The 22,719-nt window shown below is 73.1% G+C and carries 19 protein-coding genes; 13 read left to right on the top strand and 6 right to left on the bottom strand.

The annotated features are described in order from the left end of the window. Window positions 1-3: 3 nt before the first annotated feature. Window positions 4-741, bottom strand: coding sequence for a CTP synthase C-terminal region-related (seleno)protein (locus J7W19_RS22955; protein ID WP_004948505.1), 738 nt, complete (start codon window positions 739-741; stop codon window positions 4-6). 76 nt (window positions 742-817) lie between these two features. On the opposite strand from J7W19_RS22955, the gene J7W19_RS22960 reads away from it, so the two are divergent. Beyond that, entirely contained in the window at window positions 818-1,717 is a 900-nt protein-coding gene (locus J7W19_RS22960) for a LysR family transcriptional regulator (protein ID WP_040890875.1), read from the top strand. Between the two features lie 294 nt (window positions 1,718-2,011). Here the strand turns inward: J7W19_RS22960 and J7W19_RS22965 are convergent, their stop codons facing one another. After that, window positions 2,012-2,884: a hypothetical protein gene (locus tag J7W19_RS22965; RefSeq protein ID WP_004948499.1), complete on the bottom strand. Its 873-nt coding sequence runs from the start codon at window positions 2,882-2,884 to the stop codon at window positions 2,012-2,014. Between the two features lie 1,078 nt (window positions 2,885-3,962). Here J7W19_RS22965 and J7W19_RS22970 point away from each other — a divergent pair. Together J7W19_RS22970 and J7W19_RS22975 are read left to right on the top strand one after the other, a co-directional pair. Beyond that, window positions 3,963-4,166: a hypothetical protein gene (locus J7W19_RS22970; RefSeq protein WP_004948496.1), complete on the top strand. Its 204-nt coding sequence runs from the start codon at window positions 3,963-3,965 to the stop codon at window positions 4,164-4,166. A 35-nt stretch (window positions 4,167-4,201) separates the two neighbouring features. Beyond that, on the top strand, window positions 4,202-7,270 hold the full coding sequence (locus J7W19_RS22975; RefSeq protein ID WP_004948494.1) for a helix-turn-helix transcriptional regulator: 3,069 nt from the start codon (window positions 4,202-4,204) through the stop codon (window positions 7,268-7,270). On the opposite strand, the gene J7W19_RS22980 is transcribed toward J7W19_RS22975, so the two are convergent. After that, window positions 7,248-7,415, bottom strand: coding sequence for a DUF6191 domain-containing protein (locus J7W19_RS22980; protein ID WP_004948492.1), 168 nt, complete (start codon window positions 7,413-7,415; stop codon window positions 7,248-7,250). The two genes, J7W19_RS22975 and J7W19_RS22980, sit on opposite strands and share 23 nt — an antisense overlap. 112 nt (window positions 7,416-7,527) lie before the next feature. Here J7W19_RS22980 and J7W19_RS22985 point away from each other — a divergent pair, with 112 nt between their 5' ends. From J7W19_RS22985 to J7W19_RS22995, 3 genes are all read left to right on the top strand, one after another. Then, window positions 7,528-8,091 carry a TetR/AcrR family transcriptional regulator gene (locus J7W19_RS22985; protein ID WP_004948489.1) on the top strand — a complete coding sequence of 188 codons (564 nt, stop codon included), beginning with the start codon at window positions 7,528-7,530 and terminating at the stop codon, window positions 8,089-8,091. 105 nt (window positions 8,092-8,196) lie between these two features. Then, entirely contained in the window at window positions 8,197-8,799 is a 603-nt protein-coding gene (locus J7W19_RS22990; RefSeq protein WP_040890860.1) for a DUF4865 family protein, read from the top strand. Between the two features lie 43 nt (window positions 8,800-8,842). Beyond that, the gene (locus J7W19_RS22995) at window positions 8,843-9,199 is read left to right on the top strand and encodes a MerR family transcriptional regulator (RefSeq protein WP_040890859.1); all 357 of its coding nucleotides are present in this window, start codon (window positions 8,843-8,845) and stop codon (window positions 9,197-9,199) included. A gap of 55 nt (window positions 9,200-9,254) precedes the next feature. On the opposite strand, the gene J7W19_RS23000 is transcribed toward J7W19_RS22995, so the two are convergent. Next, window positions 9,255-10,247: an aldo/keto reductase gene (locus J7W19_RS23000; RefSeq protein WP_004948478.1), complete on the bottom strand. Its 993-nt coding sequence runs from the start codon at window positions 10,245-10,247 to the stop codon at window positions 9,255-9,257. 107 nt (window positions 10,248-10,354) lie between these two features. Here J7W19_RS23000 and J7W19_RS23005 point away from each other — a divergent pair, with 107 nt between their 5' ends. From J7W19_RS23005 to serA, 6 genes are all read left to right on the top strand, one after another. Continuing rightward, window positions 10,355-11,344 carry a 2-hydroxyacid dehydrogenase gene (locus J7W19_RS23005; RefSeq protein ID WP_004948475.1) on the top strand — a complete coding sequence of 330 codons (990 nt, stop codon included), beginning with the start codon at window positions 10,355-10,357 and terminating at the stop codon, window positions 11,342-11,344. Window positions 11,345-11,638: 294 nt separating this feature from the next. Beyond that, window positions 11,639-14,632: a putative bifunctional diguanylate cyclase/phosphodiesterase gene (locus tag J7W19_RS23010; protein ID WP_004948472.1), complete on the top strand. Its 2,994-nt coding sequence runs from the start codon at window positions 11,639-11,641 to the stop codon at window positions 14,630-14,632. A 433-nt stretch (window positions 14,633-15,065) separates the two neighbouring features. After that, entirely contained in the window at window positions 15,066-16,928 is a 1,863-nt protein-coding gene (locus tag J7W19_RS23015; protein WP_004948471.1) for an acetolactate synthase large subunit, read from the top strand. A 23-nt stretch (window positions 16,929-16,951) separates the two neighbouring features. After that, complete coding sequence (gene ilvN, locus J7W19_RS23020) at window positions 16,952-17,476, top strand: acetolactate synthase small subunit (protein ID WP_004948465.1); 525 nt, start codon at window positions 16,952-16,954, stop codon at window positions 17,474-17,476. Between the two features lie 101 nt (window positions 17,477-17,577). Next, the gene (gene ilvC / locus J7W19_RS23025; RefSeq protein ID WP_004948463.1) at window positions 17,578-18,579 is read left to right on the top strand and encodes a ketol-acid reductoisomerase; all 1,002 of its coding nucleotides are present in this window, start codon (window positions 17,578-17,580) and stop codon (window positions 18,577-18,579) included. A gap of 320 nt (window positions 18,580-18,899) precedes the next feature. Further along, a complete protein-coding gene (gene serA / locus J7W19_RS23030; protein ID WP_004948460.1) occupies window positions 18,900-20,504 on the top strand; it encodes a phosphoglycerate dehydrogenase in 1,605 nt (534 codons plus the stop codon). Between the two features lie 78 nt (window positions 20,505-20,582). On the opposite strand, the gene J7W19_RS23035 is transcribed toward serA, so the two are convergent. Both J7W19_RS23035 and J7W19_RS23040 read right to left on the bottom strand, forming a co-directional pair. Then, on the bottom strand, window positions 20,583-20,876 hold the full coding sequence (locus tag J7W19_RS23035) for a hypothetical protein (protein WP_158688801.1): 294 nt from the start codon (window positions 20,874-20,876) through the stop codon (window positions 20,583-20,585). Between the two features lie 118 nt (window positions 20,877-20,994). Then, complete coding sequence (locus J7W19_RS23040) at window positions 20,995-22,224, bottom strand: helix-turn-helix domain-containing protein (RefSeq protein WP_004948457.1); 1,230 nt, start codon at window positions 22,222-22,224, stop codon at window positions 20,995-20,997. A 151-nt stretch (window positions 22,225-22,375) separates the two neighbouring features. On the opposite strand from J7W19_RS23040, the gene J7W19_RS23045 reads away from it, so the two are divergent. Continuing rightward, window positions 22,376-22,693 (top strand): hypothetical protein, encoded by a 318-nt coding sequence (locus J7W19_RS23045; protein ID WP_106429672.1) that lies wholly within the window; start codon window positions 22,376-22,378, stop codon window positions 22,691-22,693. The last annotated feature ends 26 nt before the right edge of the window (window positions 22,694-22,719 follow it).

Consider the following 22,719-nt stretch of genomic DNA (forward strand, 5'->3'; position numbering starts at 1 on the left):
CTCCTACTGCGTGGCGGTTCGCAGCGCCGCGTGCCGGACGGCGGCCTCCGCCAGGGCCCGGATCAGCGGGTGGGCGCGCGTCCCGTCCCCGGCCAGCTCCGGCTGGAACAGCGTGCCGAGGAAGAACGGGTGGTCCGGCAGTTCCACGATCCGGAGCCCGCCCGCCTCGTCGGCGCCGCTGAAGCGCAGCCCGTGCGCGCGCAGCACGTCCTCGTACGCCGGGTCCAGGGCGTACGAGCAGTGGTAGCGCTCGACCGTGCGGTCCGCGCCGAGCAGCCGCGCGGCGAGCGTGCCGGGCACGACGGTGACCGGGCCCTCGTGTCCGACGAGGGAGCAGGCGAGCGGGGAGATCAGCGGGGCGGCGGCCTCGGGCGCGACCTCCGCGTGCGCCGCGTCGTCCAGTCCGCACACCGAGCGCGCGTACTCCAGCAGCGCGTGCTGGAAACCGCCGCACGTGCCCAGGAACGGAACCCCGCCCTCCCGCGCCGCCCGGACGGCGGCCAGGGCACCCGCCTCGCTGCGGTACGGGCTGCCGGGCAGCAGCCAGACGCCGTCGAACCCGTCGAGCGCGCCGGGGAGTTCGGCGTCCTCGGTGGGGATCCAGTAGGGCTCCACCACCAGTCCGTCGTGCCGGGCGAGGGAGTCGAGGAGGCCGGGGACGCGGACGTGGGAGCGGACGGCGGACGAACGGTCGCCGACGAGGGCGAGGCGGGCGGTGGGAGCGTGCGTTGTGAGAGCCATACGGGCATCCTGACCCGAGCCCGTACTTCAGCACCAACGATGATTCGTGCACTCCCCATCAGAAATACTGATGCGCATGGACCCGCACCTGCTCCGCACGTTCGTGACCGTCGCCCGCCGCGGTTCCTTCTCGGCGGCGGCCGTCGAACTCGGCTACACCCAGTCCGCGGTCTCGCAGCACATCGCCGCCCTGGAGGCGGACCTCTCCGCTGTCCTGCTGCGGCGCCGTCCCGTGGCCCCCACGGAGGCGGGCCGGCTCCTCCTCGACCACGCCGGCCCGCTCCTGCTGCGGCTGGACGCGGCCCGGGCGGACATCGCCCGGCTGGTCGCGGAACCCACGGGCCGGCTGACGCTGGGTGTCACCCCGCTCGCCCTGACGCCTCACGTGGCGGACCGGCTGGCCGCGCTGCGGGCCGCGCACCCGCGCTGGGAGGTGACGATCCGGGTCCTGGACCGGGACGCCGTCCCGGCGGCGGTCTCCGCGGGCACTCTCGACGCGGGCCTCACCGACGGCATGACGGCCCCCAGCGACCCCCTGCGCCTCCCGGAAACGGGCCCGTTGACGTCGACCGTGGTCGCCGAACGCCCCCTCCACGTCACCCTCCCGGCGGGCCACCCCCTCGCCCGCCGCACGGGCCTGCGCCTCCCCGACCTGGCCGACGCCTTCTGGCTCGACGCCCCCGCCACGGCCGTCCCCCTCCCACACCTCCGCACGGCGTGCGCCCCCGGCACCTTCCGCGCCCGCCTCCGCTACGAGGGCACCGACGTCCACGGCCTCGCGGCCCTGATCGCGGCGGGGGAGGGCCTGGCCCTGCTGCCCGCCCTGGACGGCCTGGCGGGAGTGGCCCAAGTCCCGGTGACCGCCCCACGCCTGGTCCACCGCGTGGAACTCCTGACAGGCGGGGTGACGACCGGCCCGGCGGCGGCACTGAGGGAGGCGCTGGCCGGCCCGGAGGGCGGGGGCGCGGCCTCCTGAGGCCCCGGCGCGCCCCTTCCCGTTCCCGCGGGCCGGACCCCGCCCGAGCGCACCTACGGCGCGTGCCCTCGAACGCCGGACCCGCCGTTCGTCCGGCCCGCCCTGAACGACCGCGCGCCGGCGACCTCGTACGGGAAGGCGGCCCGGGCGGACGCCGACGAGATCACTCGCCTGCCGGTGCGGCGCCGTCGGTGGCCGGTGCCATCGGCGGCGGCGTCGTGCGGACCACGCCGGACGGGGGCGGTGGAACGGCCCGGGGCGCACAGGGCAATCGCTGCGCGCGGCAGGCAATGATTACCACTCGAACACGACGGCCCCGTGGCAGCCTCCGCGCCCCTGGCCGCCCTTCGTCCCCTTGTCGCCGCTGTCGCCGTTCCGGGCCCCGGTGTACTTGTTCGAGCCCTGCCCGCCGCCGCCACCGGCGCCGCCACCGGCGCCGCCATCGGCGCCACGAGCGCCGTCGCCGCCGCATCCGAAGGTCCTGTGGCCTTCCGAGCCCGCCGCTCCCTTGCCTCCGCCGCCGCCATTGCCTCCGTTGTAGGAACGCCCACCGAAGCCCTCGTCACGGCCGGAGCCGCCGGCTTGGCCCGCCTCGCCGTCGTAACCGCCCTTGCCCGCAGTTCCGGCGCTCCGCTTCAGCAGCACGCCTCGGCAGAAGGTCTCGCTCTCGTTCAGGCTGCCGCCCTGGCCACCGGAACCGCCCTTGCCGGGCCGGACACCGGCCGCCCCCCGGCCACGGGCACCGTTGCCGATGCTGGCGTTCGTCCCGCCCTCGCCGCCGCCCCCGGCGGCACTGGCCTTTCCGCCGCCTCCGGGCCGGCCGGCTGCCGCCTTGGCCAATGGCTCCCGCAAGTCGGTGAACTCGTACACTTGGGTCGAAACGGGTGAAAGGGGGGAATGCGCGTTCTCGGCGCGGGTGCCCGCCGTGCCGTCGGTGCCCCCGCCGAAGAAGGTTCTTCCGCCCTTGCCGGCTTTTCCGCCAGGGCCTGCGGTCCCGGGAGTACCCCCCTGGTCCGGCCGGCCCACGAAGACGAGGAGGCGGCGGTCCTTGGGGACGGGCATCAGACACTTGACCGCCGCCCCCTCCTCCTCCCGTGCCGCCTGCCGCGGCTCCACCGCCGCCTCCGCCGCCGCCCCCCTCGCCACCGCCGCCACCACCACCGCCACCGGACCCTCCGGCCGTACTGCCGCCCACGCCGCCGGCACCCCACAGGGAGACGGTGACGGCGTCGACCCCCACCGGTACGCGGAGTCCACTCCCACTATGGGTGACCTCCTTCCTTCCGTGCGGCGCCGCCGCCCGGGCGGGGACGGGGGCGGTGAGATCGCCGGTCACCAGGCTCGCCAGTACCAGTGCGGACACCGCCCAGGCGGCCCGGTGGGACCTGCGCCGTTCCGGGGTGGCGACCCCGGGCGGGGAAGACGGGGAGGAAACGCTCGGCACGATGGACTCCAATACGGGTGGACGAGGGGGAGAGCCGTTTCGGCCTTGCCGGGCCGACGTCCTCGCGGTCGCGGGGGTGGGGCGCCGCTCGTGAAAGGGCGAGCGGTTCGACGGGCACGGGCGGGGCGGCTCGTTTCCCGAGGGCCGGCGGGCTGCGCCGCATGGACGACGGGAGCGGTACGTCCCCTGGGGAGAGCACCTCACCGAGGCGCCTGAGAGCTACCGGTGTGATCACCGGGAAGTCAAAAACTCGGACCAGCACACCGAGCCCTGTCGCTCGTACACCGTGCCCAAGGCAGAACATGAGGACGGAGCCGCGACCCCCCCCGGGAGGGGGCGCATGGTCGGCGACGGCCCGGGACGGCCCCGAGGTCCTTCCAAACCCGCCCGGCACGCCTGAAAGGAGGGAGTCTCCGGGCGTCGGGCCGCAGGCCACCCGATCGAGAGGCCCGGTCCCGTTCCCGGCCCCCGCCTACCCCCTGAGTGTGGTGTGCCGAACCGGCCTTGACCCCACCTTCCGCGCCCCACAGCCGTCACCGTCGGACCGTTCGCCGGGCGAGGCGTCGGCTGAGCAGACGGCCGCCGGTCACCGGTCGGCCGAACGCTGCCGACAGCTGCCCCCTACGGGCCCTGAGGGCGCCTAAGGCACCCCGCCCCCGGCACCCGCGCGTCTAAGGCGTCCGCGCACCCCCGATATGAGGCACTCGCCCGATGCCCCGCCCCCACCTCAGAGACGAAGCTTTCCTCAGGTCGGGAGAACGACACCGGCCACCAAAGACCGAAGCGACCTGAGGAGTCACCGTGATCGACAACCTGCTCCACCACTTCCGTCTCGTCGAGTTCGCCCGCGACGCCGTCGACCACCGGCTGCTGGCCGAGGCTCGCGACGCCCGGCGCTCGGAGGGCGGACAGGGCGGCCAGGACATCGGGAGGCGGGTGAGGACGCACACGCTTCTGCCGCTCGTACCGCGGCAGCGGCGCGTGGGCGAGCGGGCCGGACTGTGATCAATTCGGCCGGGCCGTTGTCAGTGGGCTGTGCCATGCTCGGCGATGTGCAGAAGACCTCCGTCAGTCCCGTGTTCGTCGGCCGGACCGAAGAACTGGGCGTACTCGCCGACGCACTCGCCCGCGCCGCCACGGGCGAGCCGCAGTCTGTGCTCGTGGGCGGCGAGGCCGGGGTCGGCAAGACCCGCCTGATCGACGAGTTCCTGGCCGCGGCCGGCGCGGCCGGAGCCGTCACCGCGCTGGGTGGCTGTGTGGAGATCGGCAGCGACGGGCTGCCGTTCGCGCCGGTCTCCACCGCCCTGCGCGGCCTGCACCGGCAGCTCGGGGACGAGCTCACCCGGGCCGCCGCCGGGCAGGAGGGCGAACTGGCCAGGCTGCTGCCGGAGCTGGGCGAGACCGCGCGGGAGTCGGAGGACGGCCGCGCCCGCCTCTTCGAGCTCACCGCCCGCCTCCTGGAGCGCCTCACCACGGACCGCACGATCGTCCTCGCCATCGAGGACCTGCACTGGGCCGACCGCTCCACCCGCGAGCTGCTCTCCTACCTCTTCCGCTCGCTGCACACCGCGCGGCTCGTCATCGTCGCTACCTACCGCTCGGACGACATCCACCGCCGCCACCCGCTGCGCCCCTTCCTCGCCGAGGCGGACCGGATGCGCGCGCTCGGCCGCGTCGAGCTGTCCCGCTTCACCCGGGACGAGGTGCACGCCCAGCTCACCGGCATCAGCGGCAGCGCACCCGACCACTCCCTCCTCGACCGGGTCTTCGAACGCTCCGACGGCAACGCCTTCTTCGTCGAGGAGCTGGCCGCGTCCATCGCCGGCGGCTGCCGCTCCGGCCTCAGCGACTCGCTGCGCGAGCTGCTCCTCGTCCGCATCGAAGCCCTGGGCGAGGACGCCCAGCGGGTGGTCCGCGTCGCGGCCGTGGGCGGCTCGACGGTGGAGTACGCGCTGCTGCGCGCGGTCGCCGGGCTCGACGAGGACGCGCTCATCGAGGCGCTGCGCCAGGCCGTCGGGGCCAGCGTCCTCGTCCCCACCTCCGACGGCGACGGCTACCGCTTCCGGCACTCCCTGGCCCGCGAGGCCGTCGCCGACGACCTGCTCCCCGGCGAGTGCTCCCGGCTCCAGCGCCGGTACGCCGAGGCGCTGGAGGCCCAGCCCGGCCTCGTCCGCGCCGACGAGCTCCCCGCCCGGCTGGCCCTCCACTGGTACCACGCGCACGAGCCGGCCAAGGCGCTGCCCGCCGTCCTGGAGGCGTCCGTGCACGCCCGCCGGCGCTACGCCTACGCCGAGAAGCTCCGGCTGCTGGAGCGCGCGCTGGAGCTGTGGGAGGACGTCCCCGAGGAGGTCCGCGCGGTCCAGCGTCCGCTCGACTTCGCGGATGTCTACCCCGCCTGCGGCTGCGACGACGACGCGCTGCACTACATCGACCTGCTGGCCGAGATCGTCGTCGCCGCCAACCTCTCCGGTGACCAGGAACGGGCGCTGGCCGTCGCCAAGAAGGCGCTGCGCAAGCTGGAGATGGACCCGCTGCGCGGTGCCTGGTTCTGGCTGCAGCGCTCCCGGCTGATGACGGGCCTCGGCCGGGGCGACGGCCGGCACGAGCTCGACACCGCGCTCGGACTGGTCGCGGACCTGCCGCCGTCCGCCGTGCACGCCGAGGTGCTGGCCCAGCTCGCCGGCTGGGGCGCGCTCCACGACCCCGGGCCCGAGGTGCGCGACACGGCCGAGCGCGCGGTCGCGATGGCCCGTGCCGTCGGGGCGGAGAGCACCGAGCTGAGCGCCCGCCTCACGCTCGCCGCCCACCAGGTCGACACCGGCACCGACGTGGAGGGCGGCCTCACCGAGATGGCCGAGGTCTGCGCGCGCGTCGTCGCCGGGGGAGTCGTCGGGGTCGTCGGCCGCAGCCACATCAACCTGGCCTCCGCGCTCCAGGGCGTGGGCCGTTCGGCGCGCGCCGCCGAGGTCGCCCGGGAGGGCATCGCCCTCGCCGACCGCTACTGCCTCGACGACGCCCGCGCCTGGGCGCGGAACAACCTGGCGTCCGCCCTCTTCGTCCTCGGTCACTGGGACGAGGCGGAACGGGCGGCCCTGGAGGCGCGGCGCGAGGCCCGCGGCATCAAGCCGGCCGCCTTCGCCGACCTCCGCCTCGCCGCCGTCGCCCTGTCCCGGGGCGAGCTGGAGCGCGCGGAACACCTGCTCACCGCCGCACGGGAGCTGTTCGGCACCCACGACCCGCAGCCGCAGAGCACCCTGGTCCTCGCCCGGTACGCCATCGAACTGAGCGCGGCGCGCGGCCGGTACGCCGAGGCCCGGGCCGAGCTGGACCGGGTGCTGGCGGAGGGGCTGCCGCGGGGTGCCCACCGGTACGTATGGCCGTTGCTCGCCGCGGCGGCCGCGGCGGAGGCCGACGCCCGGGAGCTGCCTGAGACGGCCGCGGGCCGGGCCGCCGTCCTGGACGGGCTCCGCGCGGCGGGCGAGGGACGGTCCCGGGCGATACCCCTCCGCCGGGCCTTCGGCCTGCTGTTCGACGCCGAACTGGCCCGCGCGGAAGGCGTGTCCGACGCCGGCCGGTGGGAGGCGGCGGTCCGCGCCTTCGAGCCGCTGGACCGGCCTCTGGAGCTCGCGCGCGCCCGCCACCGCTGGGCGGAGGCGCTGCTCACGGAGGGCGGTCCGGGCGTGGAGCACGCCGCCGGGCCGCTCGCCCGGGCGCACGCGGAGGCCGTCCGGCTGGGCGCCCGGCCGCTGCGCGAGGCGACGGCGTCGCTCGCCCGCCGTGCCCGGCTCCCGCTCGACGGGGAGGCGGCGCCGGACGGCCGCGCGCCGGGGGCGGCCGGCGGCGCCGACGCGCCGCCCCGGCTCACGCCGCGCGAGCACGACGTCCTCCGGCTCGTCACCTTGGGCCGGAGCAACCGCCAGATAGCCGAGGAACTGTTCATCTCGCCGAAGACGGCCAGCGTGCACGTCTCCAACATCCTGGCGAAGCTGGGCGCCGCGGGGCGCGGCGAGGCGGCGGCGACGGCGCACCGGCTGGGGCTGTTCGACCTCGGCGCGGCCGGCTCGGCCGTGTCGGGTGCCCCTGCCGTCACCCCTTCCGCGGTCGGATGACGACGACCCGGCCGGAGTCGAGGTCGACCGGCCCCCTCCCGGGGGCGGCGTCCCCGACGTCGTCCAGGCACAGCTCGTGCCGGTCGCGCTCCTCCTTGGTGTGCCGGCGTCCCGGGGCGAACAACTCGCTGAGCGCGTCGAACATGACAACTCCCGTCGTCCTGGCGGATTTTCCAGTGTAAGCACACGGTCGTGCGACACCCGGGTCGTGCGGACGCGCCTTGCCGCTGTACCTACTGGTATGTACAGTCCTGATCATGGACACCTCGGAACGCCTCATCGAGAGCACCCGCGCCCTGCTCTGGGAGCGCGGCTACGTGGGCACCAGCCCCAAGGCCATCCAGCAGCGGGCCGGGGCCGGGCAGGGCAGCATGTACCACCACTTCAGCGGCAAGCCCGACCTCGCCCTGGCCGCCATCCGCAGGACGGCCGAGGAGATGCGCGCCCTGGCCGAGCGGCAGTTCTCCGGGCCGGGGACGGTCCTGGAGCGGATCTCCGCCTACCTGCTGCGCGAACGCGAGGTGCTCAAGGGCTGCCCGGTGGGCCGGCTCACCCAGGACCCGGACGTCGTCGCCGACCCGGACCTCCGGCGGCCGGTGGACGAGACCTTCGCCTGGCTCCGCGACCGGCTCGCCGGGCTCCTCGCGGAGGGCCGCGACCGCGGCGAGCTGGACGCGGCGCTCGACCCCGCCGCGACGGCGGCCACCGTCGTCGCGGTGCTCCAGGGCGGTTACGTCCTGGCGCGCGCCGCCGACTCGGACGAACCGTTCCGGCAGGCGGTGCGGGGGGTGCTCGGGCTGCTGGAAGCGCACGCCCGGTGAGTCCCCGGGGGCCGGGCCGTACCCGGTCGTACGCGACACACGTCGGCCCGCGCGCCGCTTGACCCCTACCGCTGTCGGAAAGCACGATCGGAAAAGAGCGAACCCGTGTATGCGATGCAGTACGAGATCACCCTCCCCGCCGACTACGACATGGGCGTCATCCGGCACCGCGTGGCCACCCGCGGCCACGCCCTCGACGACCGCGCCGGGCTCGGGCTCAAGGCGTATCTGATCCGGGAACGCGGTCGCGGCGGCTCGCCCGTCAACCAGTACGCGCCCTTCTACCTCTGGCGGGACGGTGGGGCGATGGCCGAATTCCTCGTCGGAGGCGGGGGATTCCAGGGCATCATCGCCGATTTCGGCCGGCCCGCCGTCCGGCAGTGGACGGGGATCGCCTGCCATTCCGGCCCGGCCCGGAGCGCCGTTCCCCGCGCCGCGTCGCGCCGGGTCGGCCCGTTGCCCGTCGCCGAGGACCCGGGTGCCCTCGCCGCCCTGGTGGCCGAGGAGACCGCCCGGCTCGCCCAGACCGCCGGGCGCGACGGCGTGCACACGGCGGCGCTGGCCTTCGACCCGGGCCGCTGGGAGCTGATGCGGTTCGTGCTGTGGGAGCACGAGGTGCCGGAGGGGGACGACGTGACCGAGCGGTACGAGGTGGGTCACCTGTCGGTGCCCTGCCTGGACGACGTCTCCGTCGGGCGGCAGTGGTGATGCCACGGGAATGCGGCCGGGCGGGTGCCGCGCTGCACTGGTCATGCGTATGGGAGACATGGTGCGGCGCACCGGCGTCAGTGAGCGGCTGCTGCGGTACTACGAGGAGCAGGGGCTGTTGACGCCCTCGCGGCAGCCGAGCGGGTACCGCGTCTACTCCGAGGCCGATGTCGTCACCGTCCGGCGGATCCGGGGGTTGCTCGCGGCGGGGCTCACGACCGCCGTGATCGCCCGGGTGCTGCCCTGTCTTGAGGGGGATGGCGCGCACATGGTGCCTGTTTGTCCGGATCTCGTCGCCGAGTTGCGAGGGGAGCGGGCGCGGATCACGTCGGCTATCGACGAGTTGCGGGCCGCGCGGGATGTTCTGGACGCGGTGATCGCGGCTGGGCCGCGGGGGTAGGGCCCCGGTCCCTCCCCCGGACGGCGGGGGAGCACGAGCCCGTCCCGTCGCCCCCTCAGTACCACGACCCCAGCGCCCGCGGCAGCCCCCCTATCTCCTCCAAATCCTTCTCCGTCAGCCGTAGTTCTGCCGCCCCCGCGTTCTCCACCGCCCACCGCGCCTTCTTCGTCCCCGGCACCGGTATGACGTACCGTCCCTGCGCCAGCACCCACGCCAGGGCGACCTGTGCCGCCGTCGCGCCGTGGCGGTCGGCCACGCGGCGGAGGCCGGCGACTATGGGCTGGTTGGCGGCCATCATCTCGGCGGTGAAGCGGGGGTGGCGGGCCCGGATGTCCTCCGGTTCGAAGCCCTGGCCGGGGGTCAGGGTGCCGCTGAGGAAGCCGTTGCCCAGGGGCATCGCAGCGAGGAGGCCCACGCCGCGGGAGGCGCACCAGGGGGCCAGGGCGTCGAGGGCCTCCCGGGACCAGACCGACAGTTCGGCTTGGACGCAGCTGACGGGGAAGACCTGCTGGACGCGTTCCAACTGCCGGATCGTGCCGTCGTACAGGTCGCCCGCGACCCGGCGGCGGGTGCGTGCGCCGATCGCGCACCAGCCGAGGGCGCGGACCTTCCCCGCCGCGACGAGGTCGGCCATCGCTCCCCAGGTCTCCTCGACGGGGACCTCGGGGTCGGGCCGGTGGAGCTGGTAGAGGTCTATGACGTCGGTCTGGAGCCGGCGCAGCGAGGCGTCGCAGGCGCGTTTGACGTAGCCGGGGCGTCCGTTGGCGACGATGTGCTGTTCGCCGACGAGCAGCCCGCACTTGGTCGACACGAACGCCTCGGAGCGTCGCTCGCGCAACACCCGTCCCACGAGCAGCTCGTTGGTGAACGGGCCGTACATGTCGGCCGTGTCGAGCAGGCTGGCGCCGGCGTCCAGGGCGGCGTGCACGGTGCGGAGCGCGGTCTCGCCGCTCTGCTGGGAGGCGGTGTAGGCCCAGTGCATGGGCATGCAGCCGAGGCCGATCGCCCCCACTTCGAGCGCCGTGGCACCGATTGTCCTGCGCTCCACCGGCCGTATCCCTCCCGTTCCCTCCTGATCGGCGCGCGTCCAACTTAACCTTTGGCGCCCGTCCGCCCGTCGGCGGGCCGCCGGGGGGCGTCACCTAACCTCGCGGTATGAGCGCAGATCACAGCGGTGCACACGCGTCCACGCCCCGGCCCCTGGCCTGGCTGCCGTACCGTCCCGAGGAGATCGAGGGGCTGCCCGACGGGCTGGAGTACGCGTACTGGAACGGCGGCGGCGACTACCCGACCGACCCGGCCCGGGTCGCCTTCTACGGGGTGCCCTACGAGATCGACGGCCGGCTGGCCCCCGCCGAGGTGTGCCTCCGCCCGCTGCCCCTGATGCGCGGCGTCCGCGTCGTCCAGGCCCTCACGGCCGGAGTCGACCACCTCAAGTCCGCGCTGCCGCTGCTGCCCTCGGGCGCCGTGCTGTGCAACGCGCGCGGGCTGCACGACGCGAGCACCGCCGAACTGGCCCTCACCCTGACCCTGGCCTCGCTCAGGGACATCCCCGGTTTCGTCCGGGCGCAGGACGCGGGGGAGTGGCGGCAGGGCTTCCGTCCGGCGCTCGCCGACAAGGCGGTCCTCATTGTGGGTTACGGCTCGATCGGACGTGCCATCGAGGAGCGGCTTGCCCCCTTCGAGTGTGCGCGGGTGACACGCGTCGCGCGCGCACCCCGCCACGCGGAGCGCGGGCCCGTGCACCCGGTCACCGCCCTCCCCGGTCTCCTGCCGGACGCCGACGTGGTGATCGTCGCGACCCCGCTCACCGACGAGACCCGAGGACTCTTCGACGCCGGTCTGCTGGCCCGGATGAAGGACGGGGCGCTGCTGGTCAACGTGGCGCGCGGGGCCGTCGTGGACACCGAGGCGCTGGTCGCCGAGGTGCGGAGCGGCCGGCTGCGCGCCGCGCTGGACGTCACCGACCCCGAGCCGCTGCCCCCGGGCCACCCCCTGTGGAGCACCCCCAACACCCTGATCACCCCGCACGTGGGCGGCCCTTCCTCGGCCTTCCGGCCCCGCGCGGAAGCGTTGCTCCGCGGCCAACTGGCCGGATTCGTCCTGGACGAGCCTCTGCGAAACGTCGTAGGCACTGCGATCTGAAGCCACGTACAGATACCGTCTGGCTGCACTGCGTATCCATAATCCCGTAGCTAGTTACGCTATGTATATGAGCTATGTCCCTGAGTGACCAGTCTGGTGTATCGTCCGGACCGGGGGCTGCGCCGGGCACCGTACGGGCGCAGCGAAGTACCGCACTCAAGGGGGGCGACGGGCGATGCACGGCCAATGGACGATCAACCCGACGCGGCTCACGCACCAGCGGTCCACGTGCCGTCGGTTCACTTCCTCGGCGGGGCCGGAGGCGTTCCGGGTCCCGCTCGGGACGGCGGAGCGGTGACCGCGCAGGGAGCCGCCCTGCCCCGGCGCACCGCCCCGGCCGGGGGGCCGGGCGGCCGGCCCGCCGGGGCCTCGGGCGTGGTGTCACAGCTCCTGCTCGCCCTCGTCTGCGGCGGGTACGCCACGGGGGCGGCGTTCGGCTGGGGTTCTCCCGATCTCGCCAAGACCATGGGCGACTTCGGGCTCAGCGGGGCGGCGGTCCTCGCGGCCGTCTCCTGCTTCTGGTACGCGCGCACCCGTACCACCCGCTTCCGCCCCGCGTGGCTGCTCTTCGCGGTCTCCTCGGGCATGGCGGGCTTCGGGAACGCGGTCTGGGGCTGGTACGAGGTCGTGCTGCGGGAGCGCGTCCCCACCACCTCGCCCGCCGACTTCGCGTTCCTCCTCTTCGCGCCGCCCGCCATCATCGGCCTGCTGGTGCTGGCCCGCCGCCCGGTCACCCGGGCCGGCTGGGTCTGCCTGGCGCTGGACTCCTGGCTGATCGGCGGCTCGCTGCTGACGCTCTCCTGGAGCCTGGCGCTCGCCCACACGGCGCACTTCGCCGACGAGACGGTGGCGCACGCCGCGCTCTCCCTGGCGTACCCGCTGCTGGACATCGTGCTGGTCTCCATGGTGCTGGCGCTGCACTTCCGGCGCTCCTCCGCCAACCGGTCCGCCGTCAACACGGCGATCGCCGCGCTCGCCCTGACGGTGCTCTGCGACGCCCTGTTCACCTCGCCGCTGCTGCGCGAGAACTACCGCTCGGGCCAGATCCTCGACGCGGGCTGGTTCGCGGGCTACATGCTGATGGCCTACGCGCCCTGGGTGACCCGGCAGCAGGAGAGGGCGTCCGGCGCGTCCGGCACGGCGGGCCGCCAGGCCCAGCCGTCGTCGGGCCGGCCCATCGCCGGCTCCCTCGCCGCCCTCACGCCGTACCTGGCGGCGGCCGTCTGCACCCTGGGCATCCTGTACAACGTCCTGGACGGCCACCACGTCGACCGGGTCGTGCTCTTCACCGGCTGCACGGTCGTCCTGGCCCTCGTCGTCCGGCAGGGCATCATGCTGCTCGACAACATCTCCCTCACCCAGGAACTGGCCCAGACGGAGAACCACTTCCGCTCCCTGGTGCAGGGCTCCAGCGACGTCATCATGATCGCCGCGCCGACCGGCGTCCTGCGCTACGTCAGTCCCGCCGCCGCCGGCGTCTACGGGCGCGCGGCCGAGGACCTGGTCGGCTCCGAGCTCGCCTCCCTGATCCACCCCGAGGACCTGGGCCGGGTCGTCCACGAGGTGCGCCGCTTCCTCGCGGCGCCGCCCGCCGACGAGCCGACCACCCGGATCGAGTGCCGCTTCCGCTCCGGCGACGGCGACTGGCTGAACGTCGAGTCCACCGTCAAGCGGCACCACGGCGGCCTCATCTTCAACAGCCGGGACGTGACGGAACGGGTGCGCCTCCAGGCCCAGTTGCAGCACACCGCCGAGCACGACCCGCTCACCGACCTGCCCAACCGCTCGCTGTTCACCAAGCGCGTCCAGCAGGCCCTGGCCAGCCGCAGAGTGACCGACCCGGGCACGGCCGTGCTCTTCATCGACCTCGACGGGTTCAAGGCCGTCAACGACACCGTCGGCCACCAGGCCGGGGACGAACTGCTGGTGCAGGCCGCCCGCCGGCTCCAGGAGTCCGTCCGCGCCGGGGACAGCACCGCCCGGTTCGGCGGCGACGAGTTCGCCGCGCTGATCATCGGCGACGGCACCCGCGACGCGTCCGCCCGCGAGTACCGCATCATGGAGATCGCCGACCGGCTCCGGCTCACCCTCTCCCAGCCCTACGTGGTGGAGGGCGGCACCGAGGTCCGGGTGGCCGCCAGCATCGGCGTCGCCTTCGCCGAGCCCGGCATCACCCCCGGCACCCTGATGCGCAACGCCGACCTGGCCATGTACCGGGCCAAGCAGGCCGGCAAAGGCCGCGTCGAGCTGTACAGGCCGCACCTCCAGGACGAGGTCGTCCGCCGCGCCGAGCGCACCACCCGGTGGCGCACCGCCCTGAACGACGGCGAGTTCGCGCTGCTCCACCAGCCCGTGGTGGAGCTCGCCACCGGACGGGTCACCGCCGTCGCCGCCCAGGCCCGCTGGCGCTCCCCGCAGGGCATCCTGTTCCCGCCGGAGGAGTTCCTGCCCGGCACCGACCCGGACCGCGGCGACGAGAGCGGGCGCACGGCCGAACTCGGCCGCTGGACCCTGGAGAAGGCCCTCGAGCAGGCCGAGCGGCGACGGGCCGCGGGCCACGCGGTACCGGTGTACGTCCGGCTGTCCGCCGCCCGCCTGGTCGACCGGGCGCTGCCGGCCAAGCACTTCGAGTCCCTGCTCCTCCGGCACGGCATGCCCGCCGGCGGGCTGGTGCTGGAGCTGACCGGCGTCGATTCCCGCGTCCCCCTGGACGAGCTGGAGCGGCGGCTCGCCTCGCTGCGCCGGTTCGGGGTGCGCATCGCCCTGGACGGCTTCGGCAGCGGCCACGCGGCGATGAGTGCCCTGCGGCGGCTCCCCGTCGACGTCCTCCGGCTCGACCGGGACCTCGTCGACGGCGTGGCCGATTCCGTACGGCTGCGCAAGATCACGGCGGGACTGCTGAGGATCGCCGGCGACCTCGGGATGCAGTCCGTGGCCGAGGGCGTGGACGACGCCGAACAGGCCCGCGCGCTGCGCGCCATGGGCTGCACCCACGCCCAGGGCCTGGCGTTCTCCGGCCCGCTCGACGAGCACCGGCTGCGCCAGGCGCTCGGCCGCGGCCCGTTCCCGGTCCCCGGCGGGCCCCTGGACGGCGACGGCGGCCCCGCCCCGGCCGGGCCGCTGCCGTCGCCCGCCAACCGGCTGCCGGGTGGCGGGAAGCGGGTGCTCCTCGGCGGGCCGGTGCCCGTCAATGTGCTGTTGCCGTCCGCGCTGCGGGCCGGGGGCGCGGGGGCCCTGGCCCATGCTCCATTGCGCTCAAATAGTGAGACGCCCATCCCACCCACTTGACACCTCGCCCGTGACAGGGAGAGGGTCGGTCCCATGCGCACCCGAATTCTCGTACTTGGACAGCGCGTCGGCTGAAGCAGGCCGCGGTTCCCCGCCTGCTGACCCACACCGGCGCGCTCCCCTCGCTTGCCTTACGGCACGAGGGGTTTTTTGTTGCACCGACACCTCCACGACACCTCCACCGAGACTCCACCGTCCGACGGGACCGCGACGAAGCGGTTCCCCCGCAGCAGCGGCTCGCGGCGGCCCGACCGGGTCCCGCGGCAGCTCCTAGCCGTCCGAAGCAGTCCGAAGCAGCCGATGCGGTCGTATCCCTCGCGTCCCGCGCGTCCGTCGCATCAGTCCCTCGAAGCGTCCGTCCAGCAGCCGTCAGCGTCCACAGCGTCCGTCCAGTAGCCGTCCAGCAGTACGAATCTCCGAGAAGAGAAGGTCGATGTCCGAGCAGGCCACCGGAGTCCCCCATCCGCAGCCGCGCACCCGAGGCGGCGCGGCCCAGCAGCAGCCCGCCATCGTCGAGCCCGGCGTCACGGGCGCGCAGTCGCTCATCCGCTCGCTGGAGGAGGTGGGCGCCGACACCGTGTTCGGCATCCCCGGCGGCGCGATCCTCCCGGCCTACGACCCGATGATGGACTCCTCGAAGGTGCGGCACATCCTCGTCCGCCACGAGCAGGGCGCCGGGCACGCCGCCACCGGGTACGCGCAGGCCACCGGCCGGGTCGGCGTCTGCATGGCGACCTCGGGACCGGGCGCCACCAACCTGGTCACGCCCATCGCCGACGCCCACATGGACTCCGTCCCGCTGGTGGCCATCACCGGCCAGGTCTCGTCCAAGTCGATCGGCACGGACGCCTTCCAGGAGGCGGACATCTGCGGCATCACCATGCCGATCACCAAGCACAACTGGCTGGTCACCGACCCCGCCGAGATCCCGCGGACGATCGCCGAGGCGTTCCACGTCGCGTCCACCGGCCGCCCGGGCCCGGTCCTGGTCGACATCGCCAAGGACGCCCTCCAGGCGCACACCACCTTCGTCTGGCCGCCCCACACCGAGCTGCCCGGCTACCGGCCCGTCACCAAGCCGCACGCCAAACAGATCCGCGAGGCCGCCAAGCTGATCACCCAGGCCAAGCGGCCGGTCCTCTACGTCGGCGGCGGGGTGCTCAAGGCCCGGGCGACCGCCGAACTCAAGGTCTTCGCCGAGCTGACCGGCGCCCCGGTGACCACCACCCTGATGGCGCTCGGCGCCTTCCCCGACAGCCACCCGCAGCACATCGGCATGCCGGGCATGCACGGCTCGGTCGCCGCCGTCACCGCCCTGCAGAAGACCGACCTGATCATCGCGCTGGGCGCCCGCTTCGACGACCGCGTCACCGGCCGGCTCGACTCCTTCGCCCCGCACGCCAAGGTCGTCCACGCCGACATCGACCCCGCCGAGATCGGCAAGAACCGCGCCGCGGACGTCCCCATCGTCGGCGACGCCCGGGAGGTCCTGGCCGACCTGATCGTCGCCGTCCAGGCCGAGCACTCCGCCGGGCACGTCGGTGACCACACCGCCTGGTGGACCGACATCAACCGGTGGCGCGACACGTACCCGCTGGGCTACGACCGCCCCGACGACGGCAGCCTCGCCCCGCAGCAGGTCATCCAGCGCATCGGGCAGCTCGCCCCGGAGGACACCGTCTACACGGCGGGCGTCGGCCAGCACCAGATGTGGGCCGCCCACTTCATCGCCTACGAACGGCCCGCCACCTGGCTCAACTCCGGCGGCGCGGGCACCATGGGCTACGCCGTCCCGGCCGCCATGGGCGCCAAGGTCGGCATGCCCGACCGCACGGTGTGGGCGATCGACGGCGACGGCTGCTTCCAGATGACCAATCAGGAACTGGTCACCTGCGCCCTCAACAACATCCCGATCAAGGTCGCCGTCATCAACAACGGCTCCCTGGGCATGGTCCGCCAGTGGCAGGCCCTGTTCTACAACGAGCGCTACTCCAACACCGTGCTGCACTCCGGCCCCGAAGCCGACGGCAAGCAGCCCTGCTCCGGCACCCGCGTCCCGGACTTCGTCAAGCTCGCCGAGGCCATGGGCTGCGTCGGGCTGCGCTGCGAGGACCCGTCCCAGCTGGACGCCGTCATCGAGCAGGCCAATGCCATCAACGACCGTCCCGTGGTCGTGGACTTCATCGTCCACCAGGACGCCATGGTCTGGCCGATGGTCGAGGCCGGCACGTCCAATGACCGGATCCTCGCCGCCCGCGGGGTCCGCCCCGACTTCGGCGACGTCGTCGACGACTGACACCAGGAGAGAGAAGACCGATCATGACCAAGCACACGCTCTCCGTCCTGGTGGAGAACACCCCCGGCATCCTGGCCCGGATCGCCGCCCTGTTCTCCCGCCGCGGCTTCAACATCGACTCGCTCGCCGTCGGCGTCACCGAGCACCCGGACATCTCCCGCGTCACCATCGTCGTCAACGTCGAGTCGCTGCCGCTGGAGCAGGTCACCAAGCAGCTCAACAAGCTCGTCAGCGTGCTGAAGATCGTCGAGCTGGAGGACGCCGGCGCGGTCAAGCGGCAGCTCGTCCTGGTGAAGGTGCGCGCCGACAACGAGACCCGCTCCCAGATCACCGAGATCGTCCAGCTGTTCCGCGCCAAGACGGTGGACGTCTCCCCGGAGGCCATCACCGTCGAGGCCACCGGCGGCAGCGACAAGCTCAACGCCATGCTCAAGATGCTGGAGCCGTTCGGCATCAAGGAGCTGGTGCAGTCCGGCACCATCGCCATCGGCCGCGGCGCCCGCTCGATCACCGACCGCAGCCTGCGCGCCCTGGACCGCTCGGCCTGAACGAACCCCTTCGGGGTCCGGATACCGGGACCCGACGACCTTCCGCCTTCCCGCCGTCATACGGTGGGACGCAACACCTCGCATTCAAGGAGAAACCACACGTGGCTGCCGAGCTGTTCTACGACAACGACGCCGACCTGTCCATCATCCAGCGCCGCAAGGTCGCGGTCCTCGGCTACGGCAGCCAGGGCCACGCCCACGCGCTGTCGCTGCGTGACTCGGGCGTCGACGTCCGCGTGGGCCTGCACGAGGGCTCCAAGTCCCGGCAGAAGGCCGAGGAGCAGGGCCTCCGCGTGGTCACCCCGGCCGAGGCGGCGGCCGAGGCCGACGTCATCATGATCCTCGTCCCGGACCCGATCCAGGCCGAGGTCTACGAGCAGTCGGTCAAGGAGCACCTGAAGGACGGCGACGCGCTGTTCTTCGGCCACGGCTTCAACATCCGCTTCGGCTTCATCAAGCCCCCGGCCGGTGTCGACGTCTGCATGGTCGCCCCCAAGGGCCCCGGCCACCTGGTGCGCCGTCAGTACGAGGAGGGCCGCGGCGTCCCGTGCATCGCGGCCGTCGAGCAGGACGCCTCCGGCAAGGCGTTCGACCTCGCCCTGTCCTACGCCAAGGCCATCGGCGGCACCCGCGCCGGCGTCATCAAGACCACCTTCACCGAGGAGACCGAGACCGACCTCTTCGGCGAGCAGGCCGTGCTCTGCGGCGGCGCCTCCGCCCTGGTCAAGGCCGGCTTCGAGACCCTCGTCGAGGCGGGCTACCAGCCCGAGATCGCGTACTTCGAGTGCCTCCACGAGCTGAAGCTGATCGTGGACCTGATGTACGAGGGCGGCCTGGAGAAGATGCGCTGGTCCGTCTCCGAGACGGCCGAGTGGGGCGACTACGTCACCGGCCCGCGCATCGTCACCGACCAGACGAAGGCCGAGATGAAGAAGGTCCTCGCGGAGATCCAGGACGGCAGCTTCGCCGAGAACTGGATGAAGGAGTACAAGTCCGGCCTGCCGAAGTACAACGAGTACAAGAAGGCGGACGAGGACCACCTGCTGGCGACCACCGGCCAGAAGCTCCGCAAGCTGATGAGCTGGGTCGACGACGAGGCGTGATCCCTCAGTGACCCCTCGGTGATCCCTCGGTGATCCCCGGTTCCGGTGGGGCCGCTTGGAGTGCGGCCCCACCGGAACCTCCCCCGCCCGGTTGTCCACGGTGGCCGGTCCTGTGGAGTGATCCTTGCGAAACGGAGCAGGACGCCCGCCCGTCCGCCGATACACTTCTCCGCAACAAAGCGCGTCAGGCTCACAGCGTCGTGCGTCTCCAACGCGGCTGCGCCCCTTCACGCCTGCGGCCGTCGGGACGGCCGTCATTCCCCCGTGCCCCCCACGGCACGGCCCGGGAAACCCATGGACCAGTGAGGACTGAGGACCCCGTGAGCACTGCTTCGACCCGCAAACCCGTCGTACTCATCGCCGAGGAACTCTCGCCCGCCACCGTCGACGCGCTCGGCCCGGACTTCGAGATCCGGCACTGCGACGGCGCCGACCGAGCCGACCTGCTGGCCTCCATCGTGGACGTCGACGCCGTCCTCGTACGCTCCGCCACGAAGATCGACGCCGAGGCGGTCGCCGCCGCCAAGCGGCTGCGGGTCGTCGCCCGCGCCGGCGTCGGCCTCGACAACGTGGACGTCTCCGCCGCCACCAAGGCCGGCGTGATGGTCGTCAACGCCCCCACCTCCAACATCGTCACCGCCGCCGAGCTCGCCTGCGGCCTGCTCATCGCCACCGCCCGCAACATCCCGCAGGCCAACGCCGCGCTGAAGAACGGCGAATGGCAGCGGTCCAAGTACACGGGCGTGGAGCTGTCCGAGAAGACGCTCGGCGTGGTCGGCCTCGGCCGCATCGGCGTGCTCGTCGCCCAGCGGATGGCCGCCTTCGGCATGAAGGTCGTCGCCTACGACCCCTACGTCCAGCCCGCCCGCGCCGCGCAGATGGGCGTCCGCCTCTGTACCCTCGACGAGCTGCTGGAGACGGCCGACTTCATCACCGTCCACCTGCCCAAGACCCCCGAGACGCTCGGCCTGATCGGCGACGAGGCGCTCCGCAAGGTCAAGCCGTCGGTGCGCATCGTCAACGCCGCGCGCGGCGGCATCGTCGACGAGACCGCGCTCGCGGCGGCGTTGAAGGAGGGCCGGGTCGCCGGCGCGGGCCTGGACGTCTACGCGTCCGAGCCGTGCACCGACTCGCCCCTCTTCGAGTTCGACAGCGTCGTGGCCACCCCGCACCTGGGCGCCTCCACGGGCGAGGCCCAGGAGAAGGCGGGCATCTCCGTCGCCAAGTCGGTGCGGCTGGCCCTCGCCGGCGAGCTGGTGCCGGACGCGGTCAACGTGCAGGGCGGCGTCATCGCCGAGGACGTCAAGCCGGCGCTGCCGCTCGCCGAGAAGCTGGGCCGCATCTTCACGGCCCTGGCCGGCGAGGTCGCCGTCCGCCTCGACGTCGAGGTCTACGGCGAGCTCACCCAGCACGACGTCAAGGTCCTCGAACTCTCCGCCCTCAAGGGCGTCTTCGAGGACATCGTCGACGAGACCGTCTCCTACGTGAACGCCCCCCTCTTCGCCCAGGAGCGCGGCGTCGAGGTCCGCCTCACCACGGCCTCCGAGTCCCCGGAGCACCGCAACGTCGTCACCGTCCGCGGCACTCTCTCCGGCGGCGACGAGGTCTCCATCTCCGGCACCCTCGCCGGCCCCAAGCACCTCCAGAAGATCGTCGCCGTCGGCGAGAAGGACGTCGACCTCGCCCTCGCCGACCACATGGCCTTCCTCCGCTACGTCGACCGCCCCGGCGTCGTCGGCACCATCGGCCGCATCCTCGGCGAGGCGGGCATCAACATCGCCGGCATGCAGGTGTCGCGGGCGACGGAGGGCGGCGAGGCCCTGGTCGCCCTGACGGTCGACGAGTCGATCCCGCTCCCCGTACTCGCCGAGATCGCCGACGAGATCGGCGCGGCGTCGGCACGGGCGGTGAACCTGGCGGACTGACGTCCAGGGGCGCTTCGCGCGGTTGTCCTCAAGCGCCGGACGGGCTGACTTGCCAGCCCGTCCGGCGTTCGCCGTTCTTCAGGACGTCCGGCTCTGCCGATGCGGGTGTTCCTCCACATGCCCGTCCCAGGCGGCTCGGAGACCCATGGACAGTTCGGGAAGTCCGGTCGCCTTGGCCACCGCGATCTTGCCGGCGTATCGCGCGCAGATGCCGCACTCTTCTCGCGTGGGGAAGAGAAGCGGTCCGCTGGAGTGCGGGACCGGGACGACCGGGCCCAGGCCCCACATCGGCGGAGGGCTCGCGTAAGCCCTTTTGGCGACGGCTCGTTCGGGGAGCTTGTGTGCCGGTCGTGCTTGAGCCGCGTCGTCCATATCGAGCTCCCTGGGTCTCCGTGTGCTGACGGTGGGAGACCGTAGGGGGCGCGATGGCAGGCGTAGGGGACTGGACGTCCCCCTGCCTTCCGCCAGGACGCTTGTCCCCGAGCGGCCCTCAGGCGGCCACGCCGACGGCTTCCGCGAGGGCGACCGCGTCGGCCTTGAGGGGGCCGGACGCCGTTCGGACGAGGCTCGCCGCGAGGCTGCGGGCGGTCGGGACGTAACGGATGCCCTCGGGCGTCACCTGGTGGGCCCGGCCCAGGTAGTGGACGGCCGCCGCCGTCTCCCGCTTCTGCGCGTGTCCCGCGGCGATGTCCAGGAGCAGCCGCGAACGCCGTTCCAGCGACGTGATCTTTTCGGGGGCGATGTTCTCCGCACGGCGCAGCGCCTCGCCGGGATTGAGGAGCCCCACGCCGATGCCGACGCCGTGGACGGCGACGTTCGAGGCGTCGAACGCCGACTGCGGGTGGCTGTAGTCGCCCGGCAGCCGTCGTGCGGTGCGGTCGGCCTCGGCGAGGTAACGCTCGGCGTCGCCGGACCGGCCGTCCAGGCCGCAGGAGATGGCGGCCTGGAGGTTCAGCGCGCCGTAGACGCTCGTGAGCTCGGCGTCACCCCGGTCGAGTTCACCGCGCAGGATCTCCATCCCCGCCTCGTCGGTCCGTACGGCTTCCTCGGCGAAACCGGCCGCACGTTGGCCGATGGCGGTGGACCAAGCCGCCAAGGCGAGCGCCACGGGCTGGTCGGCTTCCTCGCTGTGGGCTCGCCCGCGGTCCAGGGCGATCCAGTACAACTCCGGCTCGCAGATGTGCGCGAGCAGACGTTGGACGAGCCGATACAGATCGGCGGTGGCCGCGTGGGCGGCCCGCCGCTCGTTCCCCTGGTGCGCCTTGACGCAGGCGTGGGCGTCGCGGACGAGGTCGGGCAGCAGGGCGCCGACCTCGGTGCGTTGGTGCGTGCTGGTGTGCCACAGTCGCCACGCTGAGACCACGCGGTCTTTGAGTGCTCCCGGAGTGATCGCTCCCACGGTCGGCGCGGTGGTGAAGGACGCGCCGTGCAGGGCCGACCGGATGGCCGGCACGGCGCTATGCGACAGCTTGCCTGTTCCGTCGGCGGGGATGCTCAGCTCGCCGCCGGTCAACATGCTCACGTCGGGGACGCGCAGGGCGTTCGCCAGCCGTACGAGGTGGGTGATCGACCGGAGTTCGCGGTCCCCGTTCTCGATTTTCTTGAGCCAGTCGGACGAGCGGCCGACAAGGCCCGCCAGCACCGGCAGGGACAGTCCGCGTCGTTCGCGCAGGACGCGGATGCGCTCGCCGGTCGTCAGCTCCGAGGGAAGATCAGTCATGGGCACGCTCCCTTGACGGCCGCAGCCTTACTTGTACTCGCAGCGTACGCACGGAGTGCTGGGCCGCACATGGGAAACGTTTTTCCGCGAGTGCCGCGCACGGCGCCCGCCCGGGCGCGATCCCGGTTTGCTTAACGGAAGTCAGGTAAGCGTGAGAAGAATCGATGCATCCGAGTTTCGTGGGACGCCACAGAGATATGTGGCCGAGTTGGGTCTGACGACCGAACAACTCGTCTCGCGGTGGGGACGCGAGGAAATCACCCACGACGACCTGGGGCCGTGGTTCACGTTCGCCTTCGCTCTCGACGGCGGGACCTTGGCCGCCCTGGTCCGGGAAGTCGACAACGCGCCGTCTCCGGGCTACATCCTGACTGCCATAGGGCGGCAGGAGCCACGCGTGACGCTGGCGGAGTTTCTGGCGGAGTCGGGTCTCGACGGGGACCGCGTGCTGCGTGAGGGATTCGAGTGAGCACGGCTTGATCACCCTTGCCTCAT

This window comes from Streptomyces mobaraensis NBRC 13819 = DSM 40847, assembly GCF_017916255.1.
GTDB classification, from domain to species: Bacteria; Actinomycetota; Actinomycetes; order Streptomycetales; family Streptomycetaceae; genus Streptomyces; species Streptomyces mobaraensis.